30 protein-coding genes are annotated in these 22,966 nt (G+C 65.2%); 1 reads left to right on the plus strand and 29 read right to left on the minus strand.

Going from position 1 to position 22,966, the window contains the following annotated elements; translation table 11 throughout:
- Window positions 1-58 precede the first annotated feature (58 nt).
- The 16 genes from tatB to ASE52_RS20790 form a co-directional block, all read right to left on the minus strand.
- Window positions 59-523: a Sec-independent protein translocase protein TatB gene (tatB, locus tag ASE52_RS20715; protein ID WP_010462057.1), complete on the minus strand. Its 465-nt coding sequence runs from the start codon at window positions 521-523 to the stop codon at window positions 59-61.
- A 43-nt stretch (window positions 524-566) separates the two neighbouring features.
- A complete protein-coding gene (tatA, locus tag ASE52_RS20720; RefSeq protein ID WP_010462059.1) occupies window positions 567-809 on the minus strand; it encodes a Sec-independent protein translocase subunit TatA in 243 nt (80 codons plus the stop codon).
- A 106-nt stretch (window positions 810-915) separates the two neighbouring features.
- Entirely contained in the window at window positions 916-1,272 is a 357-nt protein-coding gene (locus tag ASE52_RS20725; RefSeq protein WP_057228893.1) for a histidine triad nucleotide-binding protein, read from the minus strand.
- 164 nt (window positions 1,273-1,436) lie between these two features.
- Entirely contained in the window at window positions 1,437-2,501 is a 1,065-nt protein-coding gene (locus ASE52_RS20730; protein ID WP_057228895.1) for a patatin-like phospholipase family protein, read from the minus strand.
- Window positions 2,494-2,880, minus strand: a complete 387-nt coding sequence (locus tag ASE52_RS20735; protein WP_010462065.1) for a membrane protein — start codon at window positions 2,878-2,880, stop codon at window positions 2,494-2,496. The genes ASE52_RS20730 and ASE52_RS20735 overlap by 8 nt, the downstream gene beginning before the upstream one ends.
- The gene (locus tag ASE52_RS20740; RefSeq protein ID WP_010462066.1) at window positions 2,877-3,251 is read right to left on the minus strand and encodes a phosphoribosyl-ATP diphosphatase; all 375 of its coding nucleotides are present in this window, start codon (window positions 3,249-3,251) and stop codon (window positions 2,877-2,879) included. The genes ASE52_RS20735 and ASE52_RS20740 overlap by 4 nt, the downstream gene beginning before the upstream one ends.
- A gap of 5 nt (window positions 3,252-3,256) precedes the next feature.
- Window positions 3,257-3,655 carry a phosphoribosyl-AMP cyclohydrolase gene (gene hisI / locus ASE52_RS20745; protein ID WP_181147543.1) on the minus strand — a complete coding sequence of 133 codons (399 nt, stop codon included), beginning with the start codon at window positions 3,653-3,655 and terminating at the stop codon, window positions 3,257-3,259.
- A gap of 240 nt (window positions 3,656-3,895) precedes the next feature.
- On the minus strand, window positions 3,896-4,465 hold the full coding sequence (locus ASE52_RS20750; protein ID WP_057228897.1) for a hypothetical protein: 570 nt from the start codon (window positions 4,463-4,465) through the stop codon (window positions 3,896-3,898).
- Entirely contained in the window at window positions 4,465-5,265 is an 801-nt protein-coding gene (gene hisF / locus ASE52_RS20755; RefSeq protein ID WP_057228899.1) for an imidazole glycerol phosphate synthase subunit HisF, read from the minus strand. Before hisF ends, ASE52_RS20750 begins: the two co-directional genes overlap by 1 nt.
- 125 nt (window positions 5,266-5,390) lie before the next feature.
- Window positions 5,391-6,131, minus strand: a complete 741-nt coding sequence (gene hisA / locus ASE52_RS20760; protein WP_010462075.1) for a 1-(5-phosphoribosyl)-5-[(5-phosphoribosylamino)methylideneamino]imidazole-4-carboxamide isomerase — start codon at window positions 6,129-6,131, stop codon at window positions 5,391-5,393.
- 65 nt (window positions 6,132-6,196) lie between these two features.
- The gene (gene hisH / locus ASE52_RS20765) at window positions 6,197-6,865 is read right to left on the minus strand and encodes an imidazole glycerol phosphate synthase subunit HisH (protein ID WP_057228901.1); all 669 of its coding nucleotides are present in this window, start codon (window positions 6,863-6,865) and stop codon (window positions 6,197-6,199) included.
- 52 nt (window positions 6,866-6,917) lie between these two features.
- Entirely contained in the window at window positions 6,918-7,565 is a 648-nt protein-coding gene (gene hisB / locus ASE52_RS20770; protein ID WP_057228903.1) for an imidazoleglycerol-phosphate dehydratase HisB, read from the minus strand.
- Window positions 7,562-8,683 carry a histidinol-phosphate transaminase gene (gene hisC / locus ASE52_RS20775; RefSeq protein WP_057228906.1) on the minus strand — a complete coding sequence of 374 codons (1,122 nt, stop codon included), beginning with the start codon at window positions 8,681-8,683 and terminating at the stop codon, window positions 7,562-7,564. The genes hisB and hisC overlap by 4 nt, the downstream gene beginning before the upstream one ends.
- Window positions 8,680-9,132, minus strand: a complete 453-nt coding sequence (locus ASE52_RS20780; protein WP_057228908.1) for a PIN domain-containing protein — start codon at window positions 9,130-9,132, stop codon at window positions 8,680-8,682. The genes hisC and ASE52_RS20780 overlap by 4 nt, the downstream gene beginning before the upstream one ends.
- Before the next feature lie 14 nt (window positions 9,133-9,146).
- Complete coding sequence (locus tag ASE52_RS20785) at window positions 9,147-9,371, minus strand: hypothetical protein (RefSeq protein ID WP_010462084.1); 225 nt, start codon at window positions 9,369-9,371, stop codon at window positions 9,147-9,149.
- 71 nt (window positions 9,372-9,442) lie between these two features.
- Complete coding sequence (locus ASE52_RS20790; protein WP_057228911.1) at window positions 9,443-10,894, minus strand: PLP-dependent aminotransferase family protein; 1,452 nt, start codon at window positions 10,892-10,894, stop codon at window positions 9,443-9,445.
- Between the two features lie 152 nt (window positions 10,895-11,046).
- Here ASE52_RS20790 and ASE52_RS20795 point away from each other — a divergent pair, with 152 nt between their 5' ends.
- Window positions 11,047-11,472 carry a DUF2917 domain-containing protein gene (locus ASE52_RS20795; RefSeq protein ID WP_057229643.1) on the plus strand — a complete coding sequence of 142 codons (426 nt, stop codon included), beginning with the start codon at window positions 11,047-11,049 and terminating at the stop codon, window positions 11,470-11,472.
- Here the strand turns inward: ASE52_RS20795 and hisD are convergent.
- The 13 genes from hisD to ASE52_RS20860 form a co-directional block, all read right to left on the minus strand.
- Window positions 11,459-12,844 carry a histidinol dehydrogenase gene (gene hisD, locus ASE52_RS20800; RefSeq protein ID WP_057228913.1) on the minus strand — a complete coding sequence of 462 codons (1,386 nt, stop codon included), beginning with the start codon at window positions 12,842-12,844 and terminating at the stop codon, window positions 11,459-11,461. The genes ASE52_RS20795 and hisD overlap by 14 nt on opposite strands.
- Before the next feature lie 31 nt (window positions 12,845-12,875).
- Window positions 12,876-13,535 (minus strand): ATP phosphoribosyltransferase, encoded by a 660-nt coding sequence (gene hisG, locus ASE52_RS20805; protein ID WP_241777070.1) that lies wholly within the window; start codon window positions 13,533-13,535, stop codon window positions 12,876-12,878.
- Window positions 13,532-14,806: a UDP-N-acetylglucosamine 1-carboxyvinyltransferase gene (gene murA, locus ASE52_RS20810; protein WP_057228915.1), complete on the minus strand. Its 1,275-nt coding sequence runs from the start codon at window positions 14,804-14,806 to the stop codon at window positions 13,532-13,534. Before murA ends, hisG begins: the two co-directional genes overlap by 4 nt.
- 94 nt (window positions 14,807-14,900) lie before the next feature.
- Window positions 14,901-15,143, minus strand: coding sequence for a BolA family protein (locus ASE52_RS20815; protein WP_010462096.1), 243 nt, complete (start codon window positions 15,141-15,143; stop codon window positions 14,901-14,903).
- 1 nt (window position 15,144) lies between these two features.
- The gene (locus tag ASE52_RS20820) at window positions 15,145-15,900 is read right to left on the minus strand and encodes an ABC transporter permease (protein ID WP_057228917.1); all 756 of its coding nucleotides are present in this window, start codon (window positions 15,898-15,900) and stop codon (window positions 15,145-15,147) included.
- Entirely contained in the window at window positions 15,897-16,922 is a 1,026-nt protein-coding gene (locus ASE52_RS20825; protein ID WP_057228919.1) for an ABC transporter ATP-binding protein, read from the minus strand. Before ASE52_RS20825 ends, ASE52_RS20820 begins: the two co-directional genes overlap by 4 nt.
- Window positions 16,923-17,044: 122 nt before the next feature.
- The gene (locus ASE52_RS20830; protein WP_010462102.1) at window positions 17,045-17,317 is read right to left on the minus strand and encodes an STAS domain-containing protein; all 273 of its coding nucleotides are present in this window, start codon (window positions 17,315-17,317) and stop codon (window positions 17,045-17,047) included.
- 9 nt (window positions 17,318-17,326) lie between these two features.
- Window positions 17,327-17,968 carry an ABC transporter substrate-binding protein gene (locus ASE52_RS20835; protein WP_057228921.1) on the minus strand — a complete coding sequence of 214 codons (642 nt, stop codon included), beginning with the start codon at window positions 17,966-17,968 and terminating at the stop codon, window positions 17,327-17,329.
- A gap of 178 nt (window positions 17,969-18,146) precedes the next feature.
- Window positions 18,147-18,947, minus strand: a complete 801-nt coding sequence (locus tag ASE52_RS20840) for a VacJ family lipoprotein (RefSeq protein ID WP_057228923.1) — start codon at window positions 18,945-18,947, stop codon at window positions 18,147-18,149.
- Window positions 18,944-19,432, minus strand: a complete 489-nt coding sequence (mlaD, locus tag ASE52_RS20845; protein WP_057228925.1) for an outer membrane lipid asymmetry maintenance protein MlaD — start codon at window positions 19,430-19,432, stop codon at window positions 18,944-18,946. Before mlaD ends, ASE52_RS20840 begins: the two co-directional genes overlap by 4 nt.
- A gap of 35 nt (window positions 19,433-19,467) precedes the next feature.
- Window positions 19,468-20,250 carry a lipid asymmetry maintenance ABC transporter permease subunit MlaE gene (gene mlaE / locus ASE52_RS20850; RefSeq protein WP_057228926.1) on the minus strand — a complete coding sequence of 261 codons (783 nt, stop codon included), beginning with the start codon at window positions 20,248-20,250 and terminating at the stop codon, window positions 19,468-19,470.
- Complete coding sequence (locus ASE52_RS20855) at window positions 20,247-21,065, minus strand: ABC transporter ATP-binding protein (protein ID WP_010462113.1); 819 nt, start codon at window positions 21,063-21,065, stop codon at window positions 20,247-20,249. The genes mlaE and ASE52_RS20855 overlap by 4 nt, the downstream gene beginning before the upstream one ends.
- Window positions 21,066-21,461: 396 nt before the next feature.
- Window positions 21,462-22,940, minus strand: coding sequence for a glutamate synthase subunit beta (locus ASE52_RS20860; protein WP_057228928.1), 1,479 nt, complete (start codon window positions 22,938-22,940; stop codon window positions 21,462-21,464).
- Window positions 22,941-22,966: the final 26 nt, after the last annotated feature.

Below are 22,966 nucleotides of genomic sequence, written 5' to 3' on the forward strand. Positions count from 1 at the left end.
GGTTTTCGTGGGCGTCAGGGCCGCCCATGCAGCGCGCGGGGCGCTGGTGGCTGCTGCATCAGTGGAATTTACGGGGACGGAAACGTGCCACACGGGCCGCACCGGACTGGGCCTTAGTGCGCACACCGCTTCGGGCCTTGTACCACTGGGGCACCGCGCCCCGCTTGAGGCGCCAGTTCTTGCCGGGGTGCTTGTAGGCGGGCACCACGGCAGCCTGCGACCCATGCAGGTCGCTGTTGCTGGTGTCCGTGGCGGCAGCCCAGTCTTTCTCGAACTCGCTGGCGCTGGTCTGGATGGAGTTCTGCACATCGCGTGCGGCGCTCTCCACCGTGTCCTTCATCTTCTTGAGCTCATCGAGCTCCATGGACCGGTTGACCTCGGCTTTCACGTCGGACACGTAGCGCTGGGCCTTGCCCAGCAGCGTGCCCACCGTGCGGGCCACGCGGGGGAGCTTCTCGGGCCCGATGACAATGAGTGCCACCGCGCCGATCAGCGCCATCTTGGACAGGCCAATATCAATCATGGGTCAAGCGCAAAGCGTGCGGGTGCCAGCCGGAACGGCCCGCTCAGCTCTTTTGCTTGGCTTCGACATCGATGGTGGTCTTGTCAGCCGCCGGGTTGTTGGCAACCTGGCCTGCGGGTGGTGTGGTGGTGGCTGCCGCATCGGCCGAACCGTCCTTCATGCCGTCCTTGAAGCCCTTGACGGCGCCTCCGAGATCAGAACCCATGTTCTTGAGCTTCTTGGTGCCGAACACCATGACGACGATCAGCAGCACGATCAGCCAGTGCCAGATGGAAAAAGAGCCCATGAAAAATCTCCTAACGAATTGCAATCATTTTAGACGGGGGGCAAGGCAGGAGTTCACGGCGGCGGCATGCCTTCGTACAACTATCTGCGGCGCCTGTCAGCCTGGTTCAGCCTTTGAGCCACGGGCGGGGGCCACCCATCACGTGGACATGCAGGTGGTGGATTTCCTGCCCACCTTCAAGCCCCGTGTTTACCACGACGCGAAAGCCACCTTCCGGGTACGGGTTGCAGCCTTGCTCCAAAGCCAGCTGGGGCGCCAGCGCCATCATGCGCCCCAGAACCCCCGCATGCTCTGCGGTGACCTGCGCCATCGAAGGGATATGCAGCTTGGGAACCATCAGAAAGTGCACCGGCGCCCAGGGGTGGATGTCGTGGAAGGCGAAAATTTCTTCGTCTTCATAAACCTTCTTCGAAGGAATCTGGCCCGCGATGATCTTGCAGAAAAGGCAGTTCGGATCGTGCATGAGAAAAATGTCGGTACGAAGTTAACAGTTCACCGGTCGCTGCTCACCACCCCAAGCCGTCGAAACCGGCGAGCCTCAGGGCCAGCGCCACCGTGGAACTGGCTCCGCCAGGCCACGGGTGGCGTCCCCCTTGGGGGGAAGGCGCCGCAGGCGACACAGGGGGCTCACGCATTGTCAGCGATCTTGATGGTGGGCCGCACGCCCACATCCTTGCGGTGCGCGTGCAGCCACTCCTGCCCGGCCGTGCGGCCCAGGGCGAACAGTTTGCGCACAAAGGCCAGGTCCGCACGGGACTTGCTGTCGGCGCCAAAGGGCGCCAGCACCGCGCCACCGTCAATGCGGTGCATGCGCACGTTTTTGTAGCGGCGCGCATCCAGCTTGCCCTCGGCCAGCAGGCGGCGCACGAACTCGATGGCGCGCAGCTCGGCCAGCAGGCTGGCGTTGAAGGTGACTTCGTTCATGCGTTCCATGATTTCCTGGCCTGAATCGGGCAGTTCCAGGTGTTCGATGGGGTTGATCTGCACGAGCAGGATGTCGGAGGTTTCGGTCTGATAAATGAGCGGATGCAGCGCCGGGTTGCCCGAGTAGCCGCCGTCCCAGTAATGCTCGCCATCGATCTCCACCGCCTTGAACAGCAACGGCAGGCAGGCCGATGCCATGACGGCATCCGCGCTCAGCCGGGAGCCCGAGAAAATTTCACCGCGCCCGGTGCGCACGTTGGTGGCGCACACAAACACCTTGGGCCCGCCCGCCGCAGCGCTGGCGCGGCGTACGGTGCACAGCAGGTCAAAGTCCACCTCATGCTCCAGAAGGCGGCGCAGCGGGTTGATGTCGAGCGGATTGGTCTGGTAGGGCGACAGCCACTGGCGCATCAGGCCCATCATCGGGTTGGCAGCCGACAGGGGGGAGCCCCACATGAGGCTGCCCAGCGTGCCCACCCCCTCCCACAGCCGGGTGAGCGTTTCACGCGCCTGGGCACAACCGGCCAGGTGCGCTTCGTGCGGATCCTTGTGCTCCTGTGCGGCTTTGGCAAAGCCATGCGCCATGGCCACGGCATTCATCGCGCCAGCGCTGGTGCCGCTCACGCCATCAAACTGCCACTGGCCATCCTCCAGCAGCGCATCCAGCACACCCCAGGTGAGCGCACCGTGGGAGCCTCCGCCCTGCAGGGCCAGGTTCAGCCGTGGCAAGGAGGGCAAGTGCGGCCGGGGCGCTGTGGGTTCAGGCATCCACCGCCTGGTTCTTGCTCATGGCCAGCATGCCGCGCACGATGCGGTACAGGAACCACAAGGAAATGATGCCCCAGGCGATCCAGCCCGGCGCAATCAACAACAGCCACAGGGGCGAGGTCACCACATACAGCACACCGGCCCAGATCGTCGAGCGGATGCGCCACGAAAAATGATTGGCCTGCCAGGTGCCCTCGGCATCGCTGCGTTTGACCAGATCGATCACCAGCGCAATGACCAGCAGCAGGGCGCTGGCTTGCGCACCCGGCAGCACAGCCCCCACGGCCACGATGAGGTGCAGCACATAGCTGACCCAGCCGACGTTCTTGAGGCCCTGGGCCTTCTGCTCATTGCTTTGCACGTCGATGATGTCGTTCATGGAGCCCCTTCTTCGGCAGTGCGCGCAACGGCCTTGCGCAAGGCTTTTTCCTCGATGCCGCTGGTGCCCTCGCGGCGCTCCAGCTCGGTCAGCACATCAGCAGGCGTCAACCCGTAATGGGCCAACGCCACCATGGAGTGGAACCACAGGTCGGCCACTTCGTAGACCAGCTTGGACTTGTCGGCGCCGTGGTCCACGTCCTTGGCCGCCATGACGACTTCGGTGGCTTCCTCGCCGATCTTCTTCAAAAACGCATCAGGGCCCTTGTGCAGCAGGCGCGAGACGTAGCTCTTGTCCGGGTCACCGCCGTTGGCAGGCTTGCGGCTTTCAATGATGGCCGCCAGGCGCGCCAGAGAATCGTTGGAACTCATGGCTCTTACTTGTAGATGGATTCAGGGTCTTTCAAGACCGGGTCGATGGCACTCCAGGCACCATCCTTGAGCACACTGAAGAAGCAGCTGTGGCGGCCCGTGTGGCAGGCGATGCCGGGCTCGTGGCCAAGCTGGGTGACCTTGAGCAGCACCACATCGTTGTCGCAGTCCAGGCGGATCTCGTGCACGGTCTGCACGTGGCCGGATTCTTCGCCCTTGAACCACAGCTTCTTGCGCGAGCGGCTGAAGTACACGGCGCGGCCGAGTTCTGCCGTCTTGGCAAGGGCCTCACGGTTCATCCAGGCAAACATCAGCACGTCGCCCGTACCCTGCTCCTGCGCAATCACGGGCACCAGGCCCTGCGCGTCCCATTTCACTTCGTTGAGCCAGTTCATGGGCGGGATTGTCGGTGATTTGAAGGACCGGCCCGCCTGCCGGGCGAGCGGATTGAAGGTCATTTTTGCCTCTAGCGCTTATCCATCAAGCGCTAGCAGCTATCAAAATGAGAGTTCCATGAAAAACCAGACGCTCCATCGGGCAGCTTGCGTCCAGGTGAGGCACTGCGCAGTTTGCAATTTTCGCTACAAAAATAATAGCTATTGACGCTTTGCCATCAAGCGCCAGAACCAATTTTTATCAAAGATTTACTTCGCCACGGTCAAAAACACCCACTTGCGATCCCAGTTCTTGCGGCCCAGGTACTTGATGGCAAAGGCATAACGCCCCGGGGGCAGAAAATCCTGCGTGAGGGTTTCCTGCTGCGTCACCACGGGCTGGCCATTCACGCGCACGCTTTGCTGCGCCACCAGCTCCGACTCGCTCTCCAGGTCCTGGCCGTCGAGGGCATAGACGGTGACATCGGGCTCTTCCTTCTCATCGCCCACCAGCGGCAGACCCAGCGCGTTGGCGCGGGTTTCCACGTCCAGCGCCAGCGTGCCCAACACGGGTTCGCGCACGATCCAGTGCACGTCGCGCACATTGCTGTTCAGCGCCTGCAGCAGGGCCTTGAGCTTTTCGAATTCGGCCTTGTCGGCAATCACCTCCACCGGCTTGCCGCCGATGGTCGCATCAAAACACCGGCCAATGCGGTGCACACAGGGCAGTCGCTCGGAAAAACTCGCATACGACGGTGGCGGCACCTGCGCCGCAGCGGGCAGCGCCGTGGCGACGAGGGCCACCGCCAACGCCCAGCGCGCGCCTGTGAGCCGCGCCATCACAGGCGCACCGGAATGCCGCGCTCGGCCATGCGGGCCTTGGCCTGGCCCACGGTGTATTCGCCGTAATGGAAGATGCTGGCGGCCAGCACCGCGTCGGCGCCACCGGTCTGGATGCCGTCTGCCAGGTGGTCGAGATTGCCCACGCCGCCCGAGGCGATCACGGGCACGCTCACGGCGTCACTTACGGCGCGGGTCAGCTCCAGGTCAAAACCTGCCTTGGTGCCGTCGCGGTCCATGCTGGTCAGCAGGATTTCGCCCGCGCCGCGCTGCGCCATCTCGGTGGCCCAGGCAATGGCGTCCAGGCCCGTGTTCTTGCGCCCGCCGTGGCTGTAGACATCCCAGCCCGCGCCCACGGGCTGGCCGTGGGCGCCGATGCGCTGGGCATCCTCGGCCGAGCGGCGTTTGGCGTCAATGGCCACCACGATGCACTGCGCGCCGTACTTGGCCGACACGGCGTTGATCACCTCGGGGTTGGCGATGGCGGCCGAGTTGAAGCTGGTCTTGTCCGCACCCGCATTGAGCAGCCTGCGCACGTCTTCCACGGTGCGCACGCCGCCGCCCACGGTGAGGGGAATGAACACCTGGCTGGCCACGGCCTCGATGATGTGCAGGATCAGGTCGCGGCCATCGCTAGTGGCGGTGATGTCCAGAAACGTGAGTTCGTCGGCCCCCTGGGCGTTGTAGCGCGCAGCGATCTCGACGGGGTCGCCCGCGTCGCGCAGTTCGACAAAATTGACGCCCTTGACCACGCGGCCTCCGGTGACGTCGAGGCAGGGGATGATGCGTTTGGCGAGCATGTCGGTCAGTCAGTCAGCGATTCGTTGATGGGGCGCTGCCGAGGCCAGCAAACGCCGTGGAACTGGCTCCGCCAGGCCACTGGCGTCGGTCCCCCTGGGAGGAAGCGGCGCAGCCGCTCAGGGGGTCACCCGTTCAGTTCGTCAGCCCGCGCTTGCGCAGCTGCAAAGTCCAGGTCGCCACTGTAGATGGCGCGGCCGCAGATCACGCCTTCAACGCCCTCGCCTTCCACCGCGCACAGCTGCTCGATGTCGGCCATGTTGGACAGGCCGCCCGAGGCGATCACGGGGATGCTCAGCGCCTGCGCCAGCTTCACCGTGGCATCGATGTTGATGCCCGAAAGCATGCCGTCGCGGCCGATGTCGGTGTAGATGATGGATTCGACGCCCCAGTCCTCGAACTTCTTGGCGAGGTCCACCACTTCGTGGCCGGTGAGCTTGCTCCAGCCGTCGGTGGCGACCTTGCCGTCCTTGGCATCCAGGCCCACGATGATGTGGCCGCCAAAGGCACTGCACGCGTCCTTCAGGAACCCGGGGTTCTTGACCGCGGCCGTGCCGATGATCACGTAGCGCAGGCCGCCGTCGATGTATTTCTCGATGGTGTCCAGGTCGCGGATGCCGCCGCCGAGCTGCACGGGGATATCGTCGCCCACCTCTTGGAGGATGGACTTGATGGCGCTGTAGTTCTTGGGCACGCCCGCGAACGCGCCGTTCAGGTCCACCAGGTGCAGGCGGCGCGCGCCGGCATCCACCCACTTGCGCGCCATGGCGGCCGGGTCTTCGCCAAAGGTGGTGGATTGGTCCATATCGCCTTGTTTGAGGCGAACGCAGTGGCCGTCCTTGAGGTCGATGGCGGGGATGAGCAGCATGGTGGTGAAGTTCGGGAGGAAAAGGGCGAGGCAGGGCTCGGCCCGAACGGGTGGATGTTAAGAGATCAGGGGTTCCAGTGCAGAAAGTTGCGGTACAGGGCCAGGCCGTGCTCCGCACTTTTCTCCGGGTGAAACTGGGTGGCAAAAATATTATCGCGTGCAATGGCGGCGGCGAACAAACCGCCGTAGTCCGTTTGACCCGCGCAATGGACGGAATTCTGCGGCACAGCATAGAAACTGTGCACAAAGTAGAAGTAACTGTTGTCGGGCACCCCGGCCCACACCGGGTGCACGGCACCTGCATGGGGCATCTGCCGCACCTGGTTCCAGCCCATCTGGGGCACCTTGAAGCGGCTGCCGTCGGGCTGGGTGCGGCCTGCCAGGTCGAACTTGCGCACATCGCCGGGGATCAGGCCCAGGCCCGGGGTGTCCCCCTCGGCGCTGTGGTCCAGCAGCATCTGCATGCCCACACACACGCCGAACATCGGCTTGCTGGCAGCGGCTTCCAGCACCGACTCATGCAGGCCCGATTCGCGCAGCTCGCGCATGCAGTCGGGCATGGCGCCCTGCCCTGGCAGCACGATGCGCTGCGCCGCGCGCACGTCTTCTGGGCGCTGGGTAACGACCACGGTCCAGCCGGAGCCCTCGGCGGCGGCCTGCACAGCCTGCGACACCGAGCGCAGGTTGCCCATGCCGTAGTCCACGACGGCGACGGTTTTCACTTCCATATTCATAGCTGCTAGCGCTTATCCATCAAGCGCTAGCGCCTGATTTGATTCAAAAAACTCACAAGGAACCCTTGGTGGACGGGATGACGCCTACCGAGCGCGGGTCGCGCTCCAGCGCCGCGCGCAGCGTGCGCCCGAACGCCTTGAAGATGGTTTCGCACTGGTGGTGGGCGTTGATGCCCTTGAGGTTGTCGATGTGCAGCGTGACGCCCGCATGGTTCACGAAGCCCTGGAAAAACTCGTACACCAGCTGCGTATCGAGCTGGCCGATGCTGCCGGCCGTGAACTTCACGTCGATGTGCAGCCCCGGGCGGCCCGAAAAATCGACCACCACGCGCGACAGCGCTTCGTCGAGCGGCACGTAGGCGTGGCCGTAGCGGCGGATGCCCTTCTTGTCGCCCACGGCGCGCGCAAAGGCCTGGCCCAGCGTGATGCCCACGTCTTCGACCGTGTGGTGGCCGTCGATGTGCAGGTCGCCTTCGCAGTCGATGTCGAGGTCGATGAGCCCGTGGCGGGCGATCTGGTCGAGCATGTGGTCGAAGAAACCGATGCCGGTGTGCAGTTTGGCCAGCCCCGTGCCGTCGAGGTTGATGCGCACGCGGATGCGCGTCTCGGCGGTGTTGCGGCTGACTTCGGCGATGCGGTCGGCCATCGGATCGGGCGTGGCGCCGGACGGATTGGAGGTAACGAGTGCGGAGGAAGTCATAGGGAGGCTTGCAGGGCGGCCAGCATCTGCGCATTGTCATCGGCATTGCCCACCGTGAGACGCAGGCAGTTGGCCAGCATGGGGTGCATTGTAGAAACGTTCTTGACCAGGACCTTGCGGTTTTTCATCCCGTCATAGGCCTTGGCGGAATCCGCCACACGGATCAGGATCATGTTGGCCTGGCTGTCCCAGCATTTTTCGACACCGGGCATCTGGCGCAGGGCCGCCAGCACCTTCGTGCGCTCGGCGCGGATCTCGGCCGCCTGGGCCGCGAACACCTCGGCATGCTCCAGGGCGAACAGCGCGGCCTCGCAGTTGAGCACGCTCACGTTGTAGGGCGGGCGCACCTTGTCGATCTCGCTCACAAAGGCCGCGGGGCCGATGAGGTAGCCCAGGCGCACGCCCGCCAGGCCGAACTTGCTGAGCGTGCGCATGAGCAGCACGTGGGCATTGCGCGCAGGCTCGGCCCGCATGCGGTCGATGAAGGTGCGGCTGGCAAACGGCTGGTAGGCCTCGTCCATGACCACGATGCCGCCCTGCGCGCCCGCGGCGTCGATGATGCGCTGCACCGCGCCCTCGTCCCACAGCGTGGCCGTGGGGTTGTTGGGGTAGGCGATGTAGGTGATGGCGGGGTTGTGCTGCGCGATGGCAGCCAGCATGGCGGGCTCGTCCAGCTCGAAATCAGCGGTGAGCGGCACGCCGACAAAGTCCAGGCCCTGCAGCTGCGCCGACAGCGGGTACATCACAAAGCCCGGCATGGGCGCGAGCATGGTGGCGCGCTGGCCCGTGCCGGGTTGCGCGCAGGCCAGGGCCAGCAAGGTGATGAGTTCGTCCGAGCCGTTGCCCAGCACGATGCCGTAGCCCTCGGGCAGGCCGGCGTATTGGGCCAGCGCCGCCTTCAGGTCCAGCAGGCGGTCGCCGGGATAGCGGTTGAGCGCCACCGCGCCCAGGCGCTGGCCCAGCGCGGCCTGCAGATGCGCGGGCAGGCGGAACGGGTTCTCCATGGCGTCCATCTTGAGCATGCCGGTGGAGGGCTGCACGCCGTACGCGTGCATGGCGCGCACGTCGGGGCGGATACGGGCCAGGGCTTGGAGAGGAGACGACGCAGGAGTAGTCATTCGGTAGTGTCCAGTTCGTTGGGGGTGACAAGAAAAGGGTTGATGGGCCGCACCGCGTCCATCGGCTCACCATGCGGTAGCGCCTCGGTCAGCAGGTAGCGGCAGCCTTGCTGGTGGGCGGACGAAAGGATGAGCGCATCCCAGTAGCCCAGGCGGTAGCGGTCCTGCAGGTCCCAGGCGCCGTCCACGGTGTAGGAATCGAGGTGCGGCGGCAGCCACACGCGCAGGCGGCGCACCTGGGCACGCACCTGCTGCAGCACGTGGGGACCGTCAAAGCGCTGGATCGCCTGGTTGTACAGCTCGTTGAGCACCTGCGAGCTGATGCGGCCGCTGCGCGTCTGCCAGCAAAAGCTCATCCACTCACGGGCGCGCGCCTGGCGCTCGGCATCGCGGTCATCCACGCTGGCGAGCAGGATCTCGGTGTCGACAAAGATGGGAACGGTGCTCATGGGCTCTCTACCGTTCAGCGCAGAAACAAGGTTTCGCGGGGCACGTACGGCCCGGTGGACGCGCCCCAGGATTCAAAACCCAGCGCCTCGCGCATCGCCTGGGCATAGGCGTCTTCCTGGCGCATCTTTTCGGCCAGCCATTCACCGAGCAGGCGCGACACGCTGCTACCGCGCTTGGCGGCCTCCACGCGCACCCATTCGGCTACGGTGTCGTCCATGGTCACGGTGACATTTTTCATGGGATTGAGTTTACACGAACTTCGTGTGCCACGAAGTTCGTGTAATTTATTTTGTTATTCTGGCGGCGATTTCAGGCGGCCTGCCGCTGGCTTTGCAGCATCTGCGTGGCCATGTCGCCCACCGTGCGCAGCGCCTCCAGGTGGGCGGGCGACCAGTCGCCCCCCACCCCGATGCGCAGGCAGTTGCGAAAGCGCCCGCTGGTGCTGAACACCGTGCCCGGCGCGATCAGGATCTGCCGGGCCAGGCAAGCCTCGTGCAGCTGCACCGAATCGAGCGCGCGCGGCAACTCCAGCCACATCAGCAAGCCGCCGGGCGGGTCGCTCACCCGGGTGCCCTGCGGAAAGTGCGATGCGATCACGCGGCGCGCCTCGTCCATGCGCGCCGCCACGCCCGCGCGCAGCTGGCGCATGGCGGCGGCGTGGCCCGCCTGGGTGATGAGGTCGGCCAGCGCCAGTTCCAGCACGGCCGACTGGCCGCCCGCCTGCAGGTCCTTGATGCCGCGCACCTTCTCGGTCCAGCGCCCGGCCTCCAGCCAGCCCAGGCGCAGCCCCGGCGCCAGCGTCTTGGAGAACGAATCGCACAGCATCACGTGGCCCGTGGTGTCGTACGACTTCACGGTGCGGCGCATCTCGTCGACCTCGACCAGGTCGTTGTAGATCGCGTCCTCGATCACTGCCATGTCGTGCCGCGCCGCCATCTGCGCCAGCCGCTTGCGCTCGGCCTGCGGCATGCAGCTGCCCAGCGGGTTGCTGAGCGTGGGGACGATCATCACGGCCTTGACCGGCTGGGTGTCCAGCGCCAGCTGCAGCGCGTCCAGCGACAAACCGTGGCGCGGGTGCGTGGGGATCTCCAGCGCGCGCAGGTGCAGGCCCTGCAGCACCTCCAGAAACGAAAAATGCGTGGGCGACTCCAGCGCCACCACGTCCCCCGGCTGGGTCACGGCCCGCAGGCACAGCGCAATGGAGTCCATGCAGCCGCCGGTGATCACGATGTTCTCGGGGTCGAGGCTGCACCCCATGCCGACGGCATAGCGGGCCAGGGCGCGGCGGGCATCCTCGTGCCCCGCCGACGTGGGGTAGGTGCACAGCAGATTGCGATGGCGCTGCGCGGCGCGCACCACGGCGCGGCGCACGCGGTCGGGGTTGAACAGCTCAAAGCCTGGCGTGCCGCTGCTGAAGGAGATCATGTCCTCAGGCTGGTTGCGCCCCAGGATGCGCTGGCCCAGCCAGTCCACCGCCACCTCGCGCGGGCGGCGCATGGGGCGCGGCGTGCTGGGCTCGGGCAGGCTCACCGGCCGCGCCGCCACGAAGAAGCCGGAGCGCGGGCGCGCGGTGATCAGGCGCGCATCTTCGAGCCAGTGGTAGGCCTGCACCACCGTGGTCTGCGCCACGCCGTGCTGGCGGGCCAGCTCGCGCACCGACGGCAGCTTTTCGCCGCGCGCGAGCGTGCCATTGCGGATCAGCTGCGCGAGCTGTTCGGCGATCTGGAGGTAGAGCGGGGGTGCGTCGTCGGTGGAGGCCATGGCTGCATTCTGTACTGGCAGCCGCAAAAAAAGCCAGTACAGAGCAGGTGCACCCCGTACAGTACAGATGGCCAGTACAGCTCATCTGTACTGGCTCAGGTCGTGCGAGCCTGTCCGTGGCGCCGCGCGCCGCCTGGCCGCACAGTGAAGGCATGAACACGCTGCACACCCCCACCCCGCCGTCGCCCACGCTGCCGAGCCAGCTTGCGGTGCCCCTCACCCTGCAATGGAAGCGCCAGCCGCTTCCGCCGCTGCAGGCCGTCCAGGTGCTGGACTTCCGCGCGGGCGAGATCGCCTTGCTCGAAGTCGAACAAGGCCGTGTCTGGGTGACCTGCGACGGCCTGCTGGAAGACTATTTTCTGGAGGCCGGCCAGCGCCTGTCGTTCGCTGGGCCCGTGCGGCTGCGGGTGAGCGCCGAGGGGCACCGCCCTGCGCGGCTGAACTGGGCGCAGCACCGGGCACCCGAAGGCGCCGCGCACCCGCCCGCACCCGTGGCGGCACCACAGCCGATGGCGGTGGTGCCGCGCACCGCCCCATCGGGCGCCGCGCTGCCCCTGAACGCCGTCAGCGCGGCTTGAGCGGGGTCTTCAGGCGCATCTCAGCCGCCTGCGCGTGGGCCTGCAGGCCCTCGCCGTAGGCCAGCTCGGCGGCGATGGTGCCCAGCACCTGGGCACCGGCCTCGCTCACCTCGATGAGGCTGCTGCGCTTTTGGAAGTCGTACACGCCCAGCGGGGACGAGAAGCGCGCCGTGCCGCTGGTGGGCAGCACGTGGTTGGGTCCTGCGCAGTAGTCGCCCAGGCTTTCGGAGGTGTAGGCCCCCAGAAAAATCGCGCCGGCGTGGCGCAGCAACGGCTCCCAGCGGTGTGGGTCGGTGCTGCTCACTTCCAGATGCTCGGGTGCGATGCGGTTGCTGATCGCGCAGGCTTCTTCCATGTCCTTGGTGAGGATCAGCGCGCCCCGGCCATTGAGGCTCTTGGCGATGATCTCGGCGCGCGGCATGGTGGGCAGCAGGCGGTCGATCTCGCGCTGCACGGCGTCGAGGTAGACGGCGTCGGGGCACAGCAGGATGCTCTGGGCCAGCTCGTCGTGCTCGGCCTGGCTGAAGAGGTCCATCGCCACCCAGTCGGGCGGCGTGCTGCCGTCGGCCAGCACCAGGATTTCGCTGGGGCCCGCGATCATGTCGATGCCCACCGTGCCGAACACGCGCTTCTTGGCGCTGGCCACGTAGGCGTTGCCCGGGCCGGTGATCTTGTCCACCTTCGGAATCGTGGCCGTGCCGTAGGCCAGCGCGGCAACGGCCTGCGCGCCGCCGATGGTGAAGGCGCGCGTGACGCCCGCCACGTAGGCAGCCGCCAGCACCAGGTCATTGCGTTCGCCCTTGTCGGATGCAAGCTGCGCGCCCGAGCCCCCCGTGGCCACGCTGCCGCGCACGGGCGTGGGCACGACCATGATGATCTCCTGCACGCCGGCCACGTGGGCCGGGATGGCGTTCATCAACAGGCTGGACGGGTACGCCGCCTTGCCCCCGGGCACGTAAATGCCCACACGGTCCAGCGGCGTGACCTTCTGGCCCAGCAGGGTGCCGTCTTCGTCGCGGTAGCTCCAGCTTTCGCCAGAGGCTTTTTTCTGCGCCTCGTGGTAGCTGCGCACGCGCTTGGCAGCGGCCTGCAGGGCGTCGCGCTGGGCCTGCGGAATGGCGTCGAACGCGGCCTTGAAGTCGGCCTGGGTCAGCTCCAGCGCCGCCATGTCGGGGGCCGAGAGGCCGTCGAACCGGGCGGTGTACTCCAGCACGGCGGCATCGCCACGCTTTTGCACGTCGGCCAGGATGTCGGCCACGCGCTGCTCGATGGCGGCGTCGGTGTCGGCAGACCAGTGCAGGCGGGCTGCGAAATCAGCCTCAAAAGTGGCTGCAGCGGTGGACAGACGGGCGGGAGCAGCTACCAAAGTCATAGTGTCAGTCGGTCGATGGATCGGGTAAGGGTCAGTTCTTTTCCGCAGGAATCGCCGAGGCAAACGCATCGATGATGCGCCGCAGCGGCGCCTGCTTGAGCTTGAGCGCGGCCTGGTTGACCACGAGATACGAGCTGATGTCCATGATGCGCTCGACCTCCACCAGGTGGTTGGCCTTGAGCGTGTTCCCGGTGGACACCAGGTCGACGATGGCGTCGGACAGGCCGATGAGCGGCGCCAGCTCCATGCTGCCGTAGAGCTTGACCATGTCCACGTGCACGCCCTTGGTGGCAAAGAAGTCGCGCGCGATCGAGGTGTACTTGGTGGCCACCTTCAGGCGCGAGCCCTGCTTGACGGCCCGTTCGTAGTCGAAGTCGTTGCGCACGGCCACGCTCACGCGGCACTTGGCGATGCGCAGGTCCAGCGGCTGGTACAGGCCCTGGCCGCCGTGTTCGATGAGGGTGTCCTTGCCGGTCACGCCGATGTCGGCGCCGCCGTACTCCACGTAGGTCGGCACGTCAGTGGCGCGCACCAGCACCACGCGCACGTTTGGCTGGTTGGTGGGCAGGATGAGCTTGCGCGACTTCTCGGGGTCTTCCAGCACCTCGATGCCGGCGGCGGCCAGCAGGGGCAGGGTTTCGTCGAAGATGCGGCCCTTGGAAAGCGCCAAGGTGATCATGTTGCTGCTCATGCTTTTACTCGTTCAATGTCGGCGCCGATGCCGCGCAGTTTGGCTTCCATGCAGTCGTAGCCACGGTCCAGGTGGTAGATGCGGTCCACCACGGTTTCGCCGTCGGCCACCAGGCCGGCAATGACCAGGCTGGCCGAGGCGCGCAGGTCGGTGGCCATCACGGTGGCGCCCGACAGGCGGGGGGCACCCTCGATCACGGCCACCTTGCCATCGGTCTGGATCTTGGCACCCAGGCGCACCAGCTCGTTGACGTGCATGAAGCGGTTTTCAAAAATCGTCTCGGTCACCGTGGCCGTGCCCTGGGCGATGCAGTTGAGCGCCATGAACTGGGCCTGCATGTCGGTGGGGAAACCGGGGTACTCGGTGGTGCGAAAGCCCTGCGCCTTGAGCGTGGCGCCACCGGCGCTTTGCACACGGATGCCGCCGTCCACCGTTTGCACATGGGCACCGGCCTCGCGCAGCTTTTCGATGACGGCGTCCAGGTGGTCTGCACGCCCATGGCGCAACACCACATCGCCGCCCGTGGCCGCCACGGCGCACAAAAAGGTACCCGCCTCGATGCGGTCGGCCACCACGCGGTGGGTGCAGCCGTGCAGCTTTTCGACACCCTGGATGCGGATACGGCTGGTGCCATGGCCTTCGATCTTCGCGCCCATGGCGATCAGCATCTCGGCCAGGTCCGAAATTTCGGGCTCTTGCGCAGCGTTTTCGAGCACCGTCTCGCCCTCGGCCAGTGCGGCGGCCATGAGGAAGTTCTCGGTGCCCGTCACCGTGACCATGTCGGTGGTGATGCGGGTGCCTTTCAGGCGCGTCCACCCTGCGGGCAGCTTGGCGATCATGTAGCCGTGTTCGACCACGATCTCGGCGCCCATGGCCGTCAGGCCCTTGATGTGCTGGTCCACCGGCCGCGAGCCGATGGCGCAACCGCCGGGCAGCGACACCGTGGCCTCGCCAAAGCGCGCCAGCAGCGGGCCCAGCGCCAGCACCGAGGCGCGCATGGTCTTGACCAGCTCGTACGGCGCCTCGGGCGTGTTCAAGCCGCTGGCGTCAATGCACACCGTACCGTCATCGGCGCGCTCGGCCGCCACGCCCATGTTGCGAATGAGCTTGAGCATGGTGCTCACATCCTGCAGCTGGGGCACGTTGAGCAGGGTCACGGGTTCGGCCGTGAGCAGCGCCGCACACAACTCCGGCAAGGCGGCGTTCTTGGCGCCAGACACCAGCACCTCGCCTTGCAAGGTGCGTCCGCCGCGAATGAGGAGTTTGTCCATCTCTAACCACCAGAAATATGAATGAAAATGGCCTCTAGCGCTTATCCATTAAGCGCCAATAGCTATCAATAAATGAGTAATCAGGCAATCTGCATCACTGCGCCTGCGCCGCCCATTCGGCGGGGGTGAAGGTCTTCATCGACAGCGCGTGAACCTCATCCGTGTGCATTTTCGCGCCCAGCGTGGCGTACACGCGCTGGTGGCGCTGGATGGCGCGCTTGCCTTCGAACTCGGCCGAGACGATGGTGGCGTACCAATGGCGCCCATCGCCCTCCAGCGTGATGTGTTCGCAGGCCAGGCCGGCGGCGATGATGTCTTTGAGTTGGTCAGCAGTCATGTCAATTCCGAATTTTGTAGCCGGTGCGCAGCAGGTGCACGGCGAGAAAGCTCACGGCCAACCAGGCGATGCCCACGATACCGAGGCTGAGCCAGGGCGAGGTATCGCTCTGGCCAAAGAAGCCATAGCGAAACCCGTCAATCATGTAGAAAAACGGGTTGAGGTGGCTCACGGTCTGCCAGAACGGTGGCAGCGACTGGATGGAATAGAACACGCCCGAGAGGAACGTCATGGGCACCACCACGAAGTTCTGGAACGCGGCGAGCTGGTCAAACTTGTCGGCCCACAGCCCCGCAATCAGCCCCAGCGTGGCCAGCAGGCCCGCCCCCAGCACCGCAAACGCCACGATCCACAGTGGCGCCGCAAACTCTGGCCGCGCAAAGGCCAGCGTGACCACAAACACCCCCAGACCCACCACCAGCCCACGCACCATGGACGAGCCCACATAGGCCACAAACCACGCCCAGTGCGATAGCGGCGTGAGCAGCACGAACACCAGGCTGCCCATGATCTTGCTCTGGATCAGGCTCGACGAGCTGTTGGCAAAGGCGTTCTGCAGCACGCTCATCATCACGAGGCCTGGCACCAGGAAGGCGGTGTAGCTGATGCGGTCATACACCTTCACATGGTCTTCGAGCACATGGCCGAAGATCAGCAGATACAGCACGGCGGTGAGCACGGGCGCGGCCACGGTCTGGAAGCTGACCTTCCAGAAACGGAGCACTTCCTTGTAAAAAAGAGTCTGCCAGCCGGTCATCGTTGTGCCCCCCCGCTCGACACTGCCGTGTCCTCGCTGCCCCCCAAGGGGGCCGCGCCTTTCTTGGGGCGGCCCGGCGCGGCGGCGGACGTCACCTCCGACATGGGAATGTTGGACACCGAGGTGCCAGACATCACCTGCAGGAACACGTCCTCCAGGTCAGGCCGGCGAATCTCCATGTCATGCACGTCCACGCCCGCTACACGCAGCGCGGCCAGGTGGCTTTCGATCTCGGCGGCGTCGTGCGCGGGCAGCTGCACGATGCGGCCCGTGACCCGCGCCACGCCGGCCAGTGCGGGCGGCAAGGCAGCATCTGTCTTGAACTGCAGGATGCTGCCTGAGGCCGCCTGCAGCAGCTCGCTCGTGCGGTTGAGTGCCACGATGCGGCCCGACTTGAGCATGGCGATGCGGCCACACAAGGCCTCGGCTTCTTCCAGGTAGTGCGTGGTCAGCAGCACGGTGTGGCCTTCCTTGTTCAGGCGCGCCACAAAGTGCCAGAGCGTCTGGCGCAGCTCCACGTCCACACCGGCCGTGGGTTCGTCGAGCACGATGATGGGCGGCTTGTGCACCAGCGCCTGCGCCACCAGCACGCGGCGCTTCATGCCGCCCGAGAGCTGGCGCATGTTGGCGTTGGCCTTGTCGGTGAGACCCAGGTTCTCCAGCAGCTCGTCGATCCAGGCGTCGTTGTTTTTGACGCCGAAGTAGCCCGACTGGATGCGCAGCGATTCGCGCACGTTGAAGAAGGGGTCGAACACCAGCTCCTGGGGCACCACGCCAAGCTTGCGGCGCGCCTCGGCAAAATCGGCCTGCACGTCACTGCCCTGCACCAGCACACGGCCGCTGCTGGCGCGCGCCAGGCCTGCAAGGATGCTGATGAGGGTGGTTTTGCCGGCACCGTTGGGGCCGAGGAGCCCGAAGAACTCCCCCTCCTCAATGTCCAGGTTGACCTGGTTCAGTGCCTGAAAAGGGCCTTTGGGCGTGGCAAAGGTCTTGGAGATGGCTTGGAAGGAGACTGCGGGCATGAAGCCCCTGATTTTACGGCCTTGCCCCGAACTGCGTTGGGGTGGGGGTGAGCAGGGAGCACCGGTCTACCGGTGCGGGGCCAAAGGGCCGGCCCGCCAAGGCACAAAAAGCGCCCGCAGCGTCAGGAAACGGGCGTGAGCAAGGTGCCCACGCCATACAAGCCCGCCATGCCACGCAGCGCCGTGGGCAGGCCCTGCACGGCAAAGGTCTTGCCCACTGACAACGCCTCGCGCCGGCATTCCAGCAGCACTGCCAGCGCCGAGCTGTCGAACACCGCCATTGCGCTGGCATCCACCACCACACCACTTTCGCGGTGCACCCGCAGCCCCTGCAGAAGCATCTGCAGACAGGCCGTGGCCTGGCGGTGGGTCAGTTCAGAGGGAAGTACCAGCATGGAGAAGGCTCAGCCCTTGGCGGTATTGGCCTTGTTGCGCGCAGCCAGGGTCTCGATCAGCCCATCGATGCCCTTGGCATTGATCTCCTGGGCAAACTGGCCCCGGTAGGTCTCCACCAGCCAGACGCCCAGCACGTTCAGGTTGTAGATCTTCCAGCCTGCACCGTCGCCAGGCGTCTTTTCGAGGCGGTAGTCCAGCTGGATGGGGTCGCCGCGGCCCACGATCTCGGTGCGCACGAGCACGTCCTTGTCTTCCGGCGCAGCGCGCAGGGGCTTGACCTGGATGCTTTGATCGTTGACCTGGGCGAGCGCACCCGCGTAGGTGCGCACCAGCAAGATCTTGAACTCGTCCTGCAGGCGCTTTTGCTGCTCGGGCGTGGCCTGGCGCCAGCCCGGCCCCACGGCAGCGGCGGTCATGCGGCGGAAGTTGACGTTGGGCATCACGGTCTTGTCCACCAGCGCGATCACCTTGGTCAGATCGCCGCCCTGAATGGCCTTGTCGGACTTCACAGTGTTGAGCACGTCGGTGGACAGGCGCTTGATCATCGCGTCCGGCGCCTCGTCCGCCGCCAGCGCGGACAGCGGCATGCCCAGAGACACCACAGCGGCAGTGCACAGAGCCAGGTGGCCCAGGGAACGTCGGTTCATCATGTCCTCTATCCTCTACTTTCTCGTTCAGTCATGGGGCCGCCATCCGGCATGCCCGTGTTTCATTGTGGCGGTCGCGGCAGCGGTGTATGCGTCGCTGGGATTGCGGATTGCAAGCAAGTGCAACATGAGCGCCCGCGCCCTGCCCGTCATCGGCGGGCAGATGCCACCCGCAAACCTCTCAACGGGGAGGCTCTTGCGGCAACACGCCATCGTTGGTGTTCTTGTCGTCCGCGCCATTGCCGTTCTGCGGCTCACCCGCTTGGCTGCGCACCTGCAGGAAAACGTCCCGCGTGAAGCTGTACTTGTCCAGCGCGGCGCTGTCCAGCACGGAACCTGCCCGCAGGAGGTTGGCGCGCGTGTCCACCACACGCAGTGCGTACAGCGTATTGCGGGCCGAGACCGGGTCCACATAGCTCACCACATTGCCCTTCATATCGACAGGCAGTGCAAAGGTGTCGCGCACCGTGGACGGCCCGAGGACCGGCAGCACCAGATAGGGCCCTGTGCCCACGCCCCATCGGCCCAGCGTGAGGCCGAAGTCCTGCTTGTAGCGGTCTATGCCCAGCTCGCTGGCGATGTCCAGCACCCCTCCGATGCCCATGAAGGTGTTGACATTGACGCGCATGAACGTGGAGGCAGCCGCTTCCGCGCGCAGCTGCAGCACGTTGTTCACAAACGACCAGACATCGCCGATGTTGGCAAAAAAGTTGCTCACACCCGTGCGCACGGGTGCGGGCGCGATGTCCTGGTAGGCAATCGCCACGGGCTTGAGCACCATGGCATCGACCTGCTCGTTGAAGTTGGTCATGCCACGGTTGTAGGACTCCAGCGGATCACGCGGATCGGGGTTGGCCACGGTGGCGCAGCCCGAAAGCAGCGCCCCAGCCAGCAGCAGCGCGAGGCCACCCAGCGCACGTGGCAAAACCTGCTGCGGCCCGGAGCCCTCCCCGGCCAAGGTTGTTTTTTTAAAGTTCTTCATTTCTTGTCACCTGCCCCTGCGGGCTTACCGCCGTCTTCGGCTTTGCTGTAGAGAAACTGTCCAATGAGGTTTTCAAGCACCACAGCCGACTGGGTCGAGGTGACCATGTCGCCCGCAGCAAGGTTCTTCTCGTCTGCCCCGGCCTCGATACCGATGTACTGCTCACCCAGCAGGCCGCTCGTGAGGATCTTGAGGGAACTGTCCTTGGGGAAAGCGTAGCGGTTTTCCATCGCCAGCGTCACCCGTGCCTGGTAGGTCTTGTCGTCGAACGTGATGGACTCCACGCGCCCCACCACCACGCCGGCACCGCGCACCGCAGCCTGGGGCTTGAGCCCACCGATGTTGTCAAAGCGCGCCGTGATGCGATAGCCGGACTGGAAATTCAGGCTCAGCAGGTTGGCCGACTGAAGTGCCAGAAACACCAGCGCCACGGCCCCCAGCATGACGAACAGCCCTACCCAGAGATCGTTTTTGGAGCGTTGCATTGTTTGATTCCTCTTCACTGCCAGCATCGCCAGCCTCAGATACTGAACATCAGGGCCGTCAGGACGAAGTCCAGCCCCAGCACCGCCAGGCAGGCCATCACCACGGTGCGGGTGGTTGCGCGCGACACCCCCTCGGGGGTGGGCTTGGCGGTGAAGCCCTGCAGCAGCGCCACGAACGTGACCGCAACACCGAACACCACGCTCTTGAGCACACCATTGCCCACGTCTTTCCACACATCAACGCCACCCTGCGTCTGGCTCCAGAAAGCGCCGGGGTCGATGCCGATCATGAGCACGCCCACGCTCCAGCCCCCAATCACCCCCACCGCGCTGAAGACCGCAGCCAACAAGGGCATGGCGATCACCCCGGCCCAGAAGCGGGGCGCCAAAATGCGCTGGACCGGGTCCACCGCCATCATTTCCATCGCGCTGAGCTGCTCGCCAGCGCGCATCAAACCAATTTCTGCCGTCAGCGACGTGCCCGCCCGCCCCGCAAACAGCAGGGCCGTGACCACGGGGCCGAGCTCTCGCACCAGCGACAACGTGACCAGCAATCCCAGGGCTTCCGAGGAGCCATAGCGCTGCAGGGTGTAGTACCCCTGCAGACCCAGCACCAGCCCTACAAACAGACCGGACACCGCAATGATGGCCAGCGAGTAGTTGCCCAGAAAATGCACCTGGTCACTCACCAGCGAAGGCCGCCGGAAGGTGGCCCCCACCAGCCGCACCAGTCGCACAAAAAGCCGCGCACCCATGCCGATGTCGGCCAACTTTTGGCGCACCGCAAAACCGACATCGGAGGGGTTGTACCAGCTCACCGTGCACGCCCTCCCGCAGGCCCGAAGTCCTGCGCCTCGTCCGGGCCGGGATAGTGGAAGGGCACCGGCCCCGTAGGCAAGGCATTCACAAACTGGTGCACCAGAGGGTCGGTGCTGGCACGCACCTCATCCGGCGTGCCCTGAGCGGCCACAACACCCGCCCCCAGAATGATCACGTGGTCCGCCAGTCGGAAGGTTTCTTCCAGGTCGTGCGACACCACGATGCTCGTGAGGCCCATGGCGTCATTGAGCTGGCGGATCAATTGCGCAGCCGTTCCCAGGGAGATGGGGTCCAGCCCTGCAAAAGGCTCGTCATACATGACCAGCTCCGGGTCGAGCGCAATGGCCCGGGCCAGGGCCACGCGCCGCGCCATTCCGCCCGAAATCTCGCTGGGCATGAGATCACGCGCACCCCGCAGGCCCACGGCATGCAGCTTCATGAGGACCACGTCGCGGACCAGCGCTTCGGACAAGTCTGTGTGCTCCCTCAGCGGGAAAGCCACGTTTTCAAAAACACTCAGGTCGGTGAACAGCGCGCCAAACTGGAACAGCATCCCCATGCGGCGGCGAACGGCGTACAAGCCAGCGGCATCCAGACGCCCCACATCCTGCCCATCAAACAGGACTTCACCGCCCTGGGCCCGTTGCTGGCCGCCAATCAGGCGCAGCACCGTGGTCTTGCCGCCGCCCGAGGCGCCCATCAGCGCCGTGACCTTGCCACGTGGCACGGTCAGCGAGACATCGCGCAGGATGTCGCGGTCTCCATAGGAGAACGTGGCATTGCGCAGCTCGGCAAGGATGGAGGTTTCAGGCATGCGGGAAAGGTTCAGGGTTCCGGGTCCGGCAGTCGCCGTGCAATGGTTCTTCCGGCCAAAAGAAGCCGCGATGGTAGCTGAAGAAGCAAACATACATACATGTATGTTTGCATTTTGAAGCATCTGTATCGCAGGCTGGATGGCCTTTAAGGCGCCAGGCAACCCCGGATTGACAGAACCCTCGATTGTGCCAATAAAGACATGCGGGCGTGAAAGCGAGGCCATCGACCTGGACTGGCGGGCCTGCCACATCACCAGCCGGCAATACCGTTCGGCGCCCTCTTTGGCCTCCCCCTGCCACGGGGGGCAGACCCTGCGACTGCGCGCGTCTTGATCACAACCTCATGAAAAAACGGCGCCGCAGCGCCGTTTTGCCCAAAAGATCAGACCCCGCGATCAGCGCGGCAAGTCCGAATAGCCCATGAGGAACTCATCGACCGAACGTGCAGCCTGGCGACCCTCGCGGATCGCCCAGACGACCAGCGACTGACCCCGCCGGATGTCACCTGCAGCGAACACCTTGGGCACATTGGTGGCATAGCCACCATCAAAATCCGTGGTGGCGCGCGCATTGCCACGGGCGTCCTTGTCCACGCCAAAAGCTTCCAGCACGGCAGCCACCGGGCTCACGAAGCCCATGGCCAACAATACGAGGTCCGCCTTCAGGAGCTTCTCGGACCCGGCCACCTCGACCATCTTGCCATCCTTGAACTCCACGCGCACAGTCTTGAGGCCGGTGACCTTGCCTTTTTCACCGATGAATTCCTTGGTGGAGATGGCGAATTCGCGTTCACAACCCTCTTCGTGGCTGGAGCTGGTGCGCAGCTTGATGGGCCAGTAGGGCCAGGTCAACGGGCGGTTTTCCTCTTCGGGCGGCTGAGGCATCAGTTCGAACTGCGTAACGCTCGTAGCGCCGTGGCGATTGCTGGTGCCCACGCAGTCGCTGCCGGTATCGCCGCCACCGATCACGATGACATGCTTGCCTTCGGCGCGAAGTTGGCCCTTGAGCTTGTCGCCGGCGTTGACCTTGTTCTGCTGGGGCAGGAACTCCATGGCGAAGTGAATGCCATCCAGGTCGCGGCCCGGCACCGGCAAGTCGCGCGACTGCTCGGCACCGCCGGTCAGCAGCACGGCATCGAATTCCTTGTGCAGTTGCTCGGGCGTGACGGTTTCCTTGGCCCAGTTGGTGACCTTGGAATCCTTGCCCAGACCGTCTTTGGCGGCGCCCACAAACACACCCGTGCGGAAGACCACGCCTTCGGCCTCCATCTGCTTGACGCGGCGGTCGATGTGCGACTTTTCCATCTTGAAGTCAGGAATGCCGTAGCGCAGCAGCCCACCCACGCGGTCGTTCTTCTCAAACAGCGTGACGCTGTGACCCGCCCGTGCCAGCTGCTGGGCCGCCGCCATGCCTGCAGGGCCAGAGCCCACCACGGCGACCTTCTTGCCGGTTTTGTGCTTGGCCACGCGGGGTTGCACCCACCCCTCGTCCCAGGCGCGGTCGATGATCGCGTGCTCGATCGACTTGATGCCCACGGCGTCGTCGTTCACGTTGAGCACACAGGCTGCCTCGCAGGGTGCGGGGCAGATGCGGCCCGTGAACTCCGGGAAGTTGTTGGTGCTGTGCAGCACCTCGATCGCACTTTTCCAGTCGGCGTGGTACACCAGATCGTTGAAATCTGGAATGACGTTGTTCACCGGGCAGCCGTTGTTGCAGAACGGCGTGCCGCAGTCCATGCAGCGCGCGCCTTGCACCTTGGCCTGGGTCTCATCGAGGCCGATGACAAATTCCTTGTAGTGTTTGAGGCGCTCGGGCACGGGCTTGTAGCCCTCTTCGATGCGCTCGTATTCCATGAAGCCGGTAGTTTTTCCCATGACGATGTCCTTGTCTATGAATGCTG

The organism is Acidovorax sp. Root275 (genome assembly GCF_001428965.1).
GTDB lineage: Bacteria > Pseudomonadota > Gammaproteobacteria > Burkholderiales > Burkholderiaceae_C > Acidovorax > Acidovorax radicis.

Coding starts and splice junctions, on each gene's coding strand:
- tatB (WP_010462057.1), bottom strand. CDS start 523: ATGATTGATATTGGCCTGTCCAAGATGGCGCTGATCGGCGCGGTGGCA.
- tatA (WP_010462059.1), bottom strand. CDS start 809: ATGGGCTCTTTTTCCATCTGGCACTGGCTGATCGTGCTGCTGATCGTC.
- ASE52_RS20725 (WP_057228893.1), bottom strand. CDS start 1,272: ATGCACGATCCGAACTGCCTTTTCTGCAAGATCATCGCGGGCCAGATT.
- ASE52_RS20730 (WP_057228895.1), bottom strand. CDS start 2,501: ATGCCTGAACCCACAGCGCCCCGGCCGCACTTGCCCTCCTTGCCACGG.
- ASE52_RS20735 (WP_010462065.1), bottom strand. CDS start 2,880: ATGAACGACATCATCGACGTGCAAAGCAATGAGCAGAAGGCCCAGGGC.
- ASE52_RS20740 (WP_010462066.1), bottom strand. CDS start 3,251: ATGAGTTCCAACGATTCTCTGGCGCGCCTGGCGGCCATCATTGAAAGC.
- ASE52_RS20750 (WP_057228897.1), bottom strand. CDS start 4,465: ATGGCGCGGCTCACAGGCGCGCGCTGGGCGTTGGCGGTGGCCCTCGTC.
- hisF (WP_057228899.1), bottom strand. CDS start 5,265: ATGCTCGCCAAACGCATCATCCCCTGCCTCGACGTCACCGGAGGCCGC.
- hisA (WP_010462075.1), bottom strand. CDS start 6,131: ATGCTGCTCATCCCCGCCATCGACCTCAAGGACGGCCACTGCGTTCGC.
- hisH (WP_057228901.1), bottom strand. CDS start 6,865: ATGAATATGGAAGTGAAAACCGTCGCCGTCGTGGACTACGGCATGGGC.
- hisB (WP_057228903.1), bottom strand. CDS start 7,565: ATGACTTCCTCCGCACTCGTTACCTCCAATCCGTCCGGCGCCACGCCC.
- hisC (WP_057228906.1), bottom strand. CDS start 8,683: ATGACTACTCCTGCGTCGTCTCCTCTCCAAGCCCTGGCCCGTATCCGC.
- ASE52_RS20780 (WP_057228908.1), bottom strand. CDS start 9,132: ATGAGCACCGTTCCCATCTTTGTCGACACCGAGATCCTGCTCGCCAGC.
- ASE52_RS20785 (WP_010462084.1), bottom strand. CDS start 9,371: ATGAAAAATGTCACCGTGACCATGGACGACACCGTAGCCGAATGGGTG.
- ASE52_RS20790 (WP_057228911.1), bottom strand. CDS start 10,894: ATGGCCTCCACCGACGACGCACCCCCGCTCTACCTCCAGATCGCCGAA.
- ASE52_RS20795 (WP_057229643.1), top strand. CDS start 11,047: ATGAACACGCTGCACACCCCCACCCCGCCGTCGCCCACGCTGCCGAGC.
- hisD (WP_057228913.1), bottom strand. CDS start 12,844: ATGACTTTGGTAGCTGCTCCCGCCCGTCTGTCCACCGCTGCAGCCACT.
- hisG (WP_241777070.1), bottom strand. CDS start 13,535: ATGAGCAGCAACATGATCACCTTGGCGCTTTCCAAGGGCCGCATCTTC.
- murA (WP_057228915.1), bottom strand. CDS start 14,806: ATGGACAAACTCCTCATTCGCGGCGGACGCACCTTGCAAGGCGAGGTG.
- ASE52_RS20815 (WP_010462096.1), bottom strand. CDS start 15,143: ATGACTGCTGACCAACTCAAAGACATCATCGCCGCCGGCCTGGCCTGC.
- ASE52_RS20820 (WP_057228917.1), bottom strand. CDS start 15,900: ATGACCGGCTGGCAGACTCTTTTTTACAAGGAAGTGCTCCGTTTCTGG.
- ASE52_RS20825 (WP_057228919.1), bottom strand. CDS start 16,922: ATGCCCGCAGTCTCCTTCCAAGCCATCTCCAAGACCTTTGCCACGCCC.
- ASE52_RS20830 (WP_010462102.1), bottom strand. CDS start 17,317: ATGCTGGTACTTCCCTCTGAACTGACCCACCGCCAGGCCACGGCCTGT.
- ASE52_RS20835 (WP_057228921.1), bottom strand. CDS start 17,968: ATGATGAACCGACGTTCCCTGGGCCACCTGGCTCTGTGCACTGCCGCT.
- ASE52_RS20840 (WP_057228923.1), bottom strand. CDS start 18,947: ATGAAGAACTTTAAAAAAACAACCTTGGCCGGGGAGGGCTCCGGGCCG.
- mlaD (WP_057228925.1), bottom strand. CDS start 19,432: ATGCAACGCTCCAAAAACGATCTCTGGGTAGGGCTGTTCGTCATGCTG.
- ASE52_RS20855 (WP_010462113.1), bottom strand. CDS start 21,065: ATGCCTGAAACCTCCATCCTTGCCGAGCTGCGCAATGCCACGTTCTCC.
- ASE52_RS20860 (WP_057228928.1), bottom strand. CDS start 22,940: ATGGGAAAAACTACCGGCTTCATGGAATACGAGCGCATCGAAGAGGGC.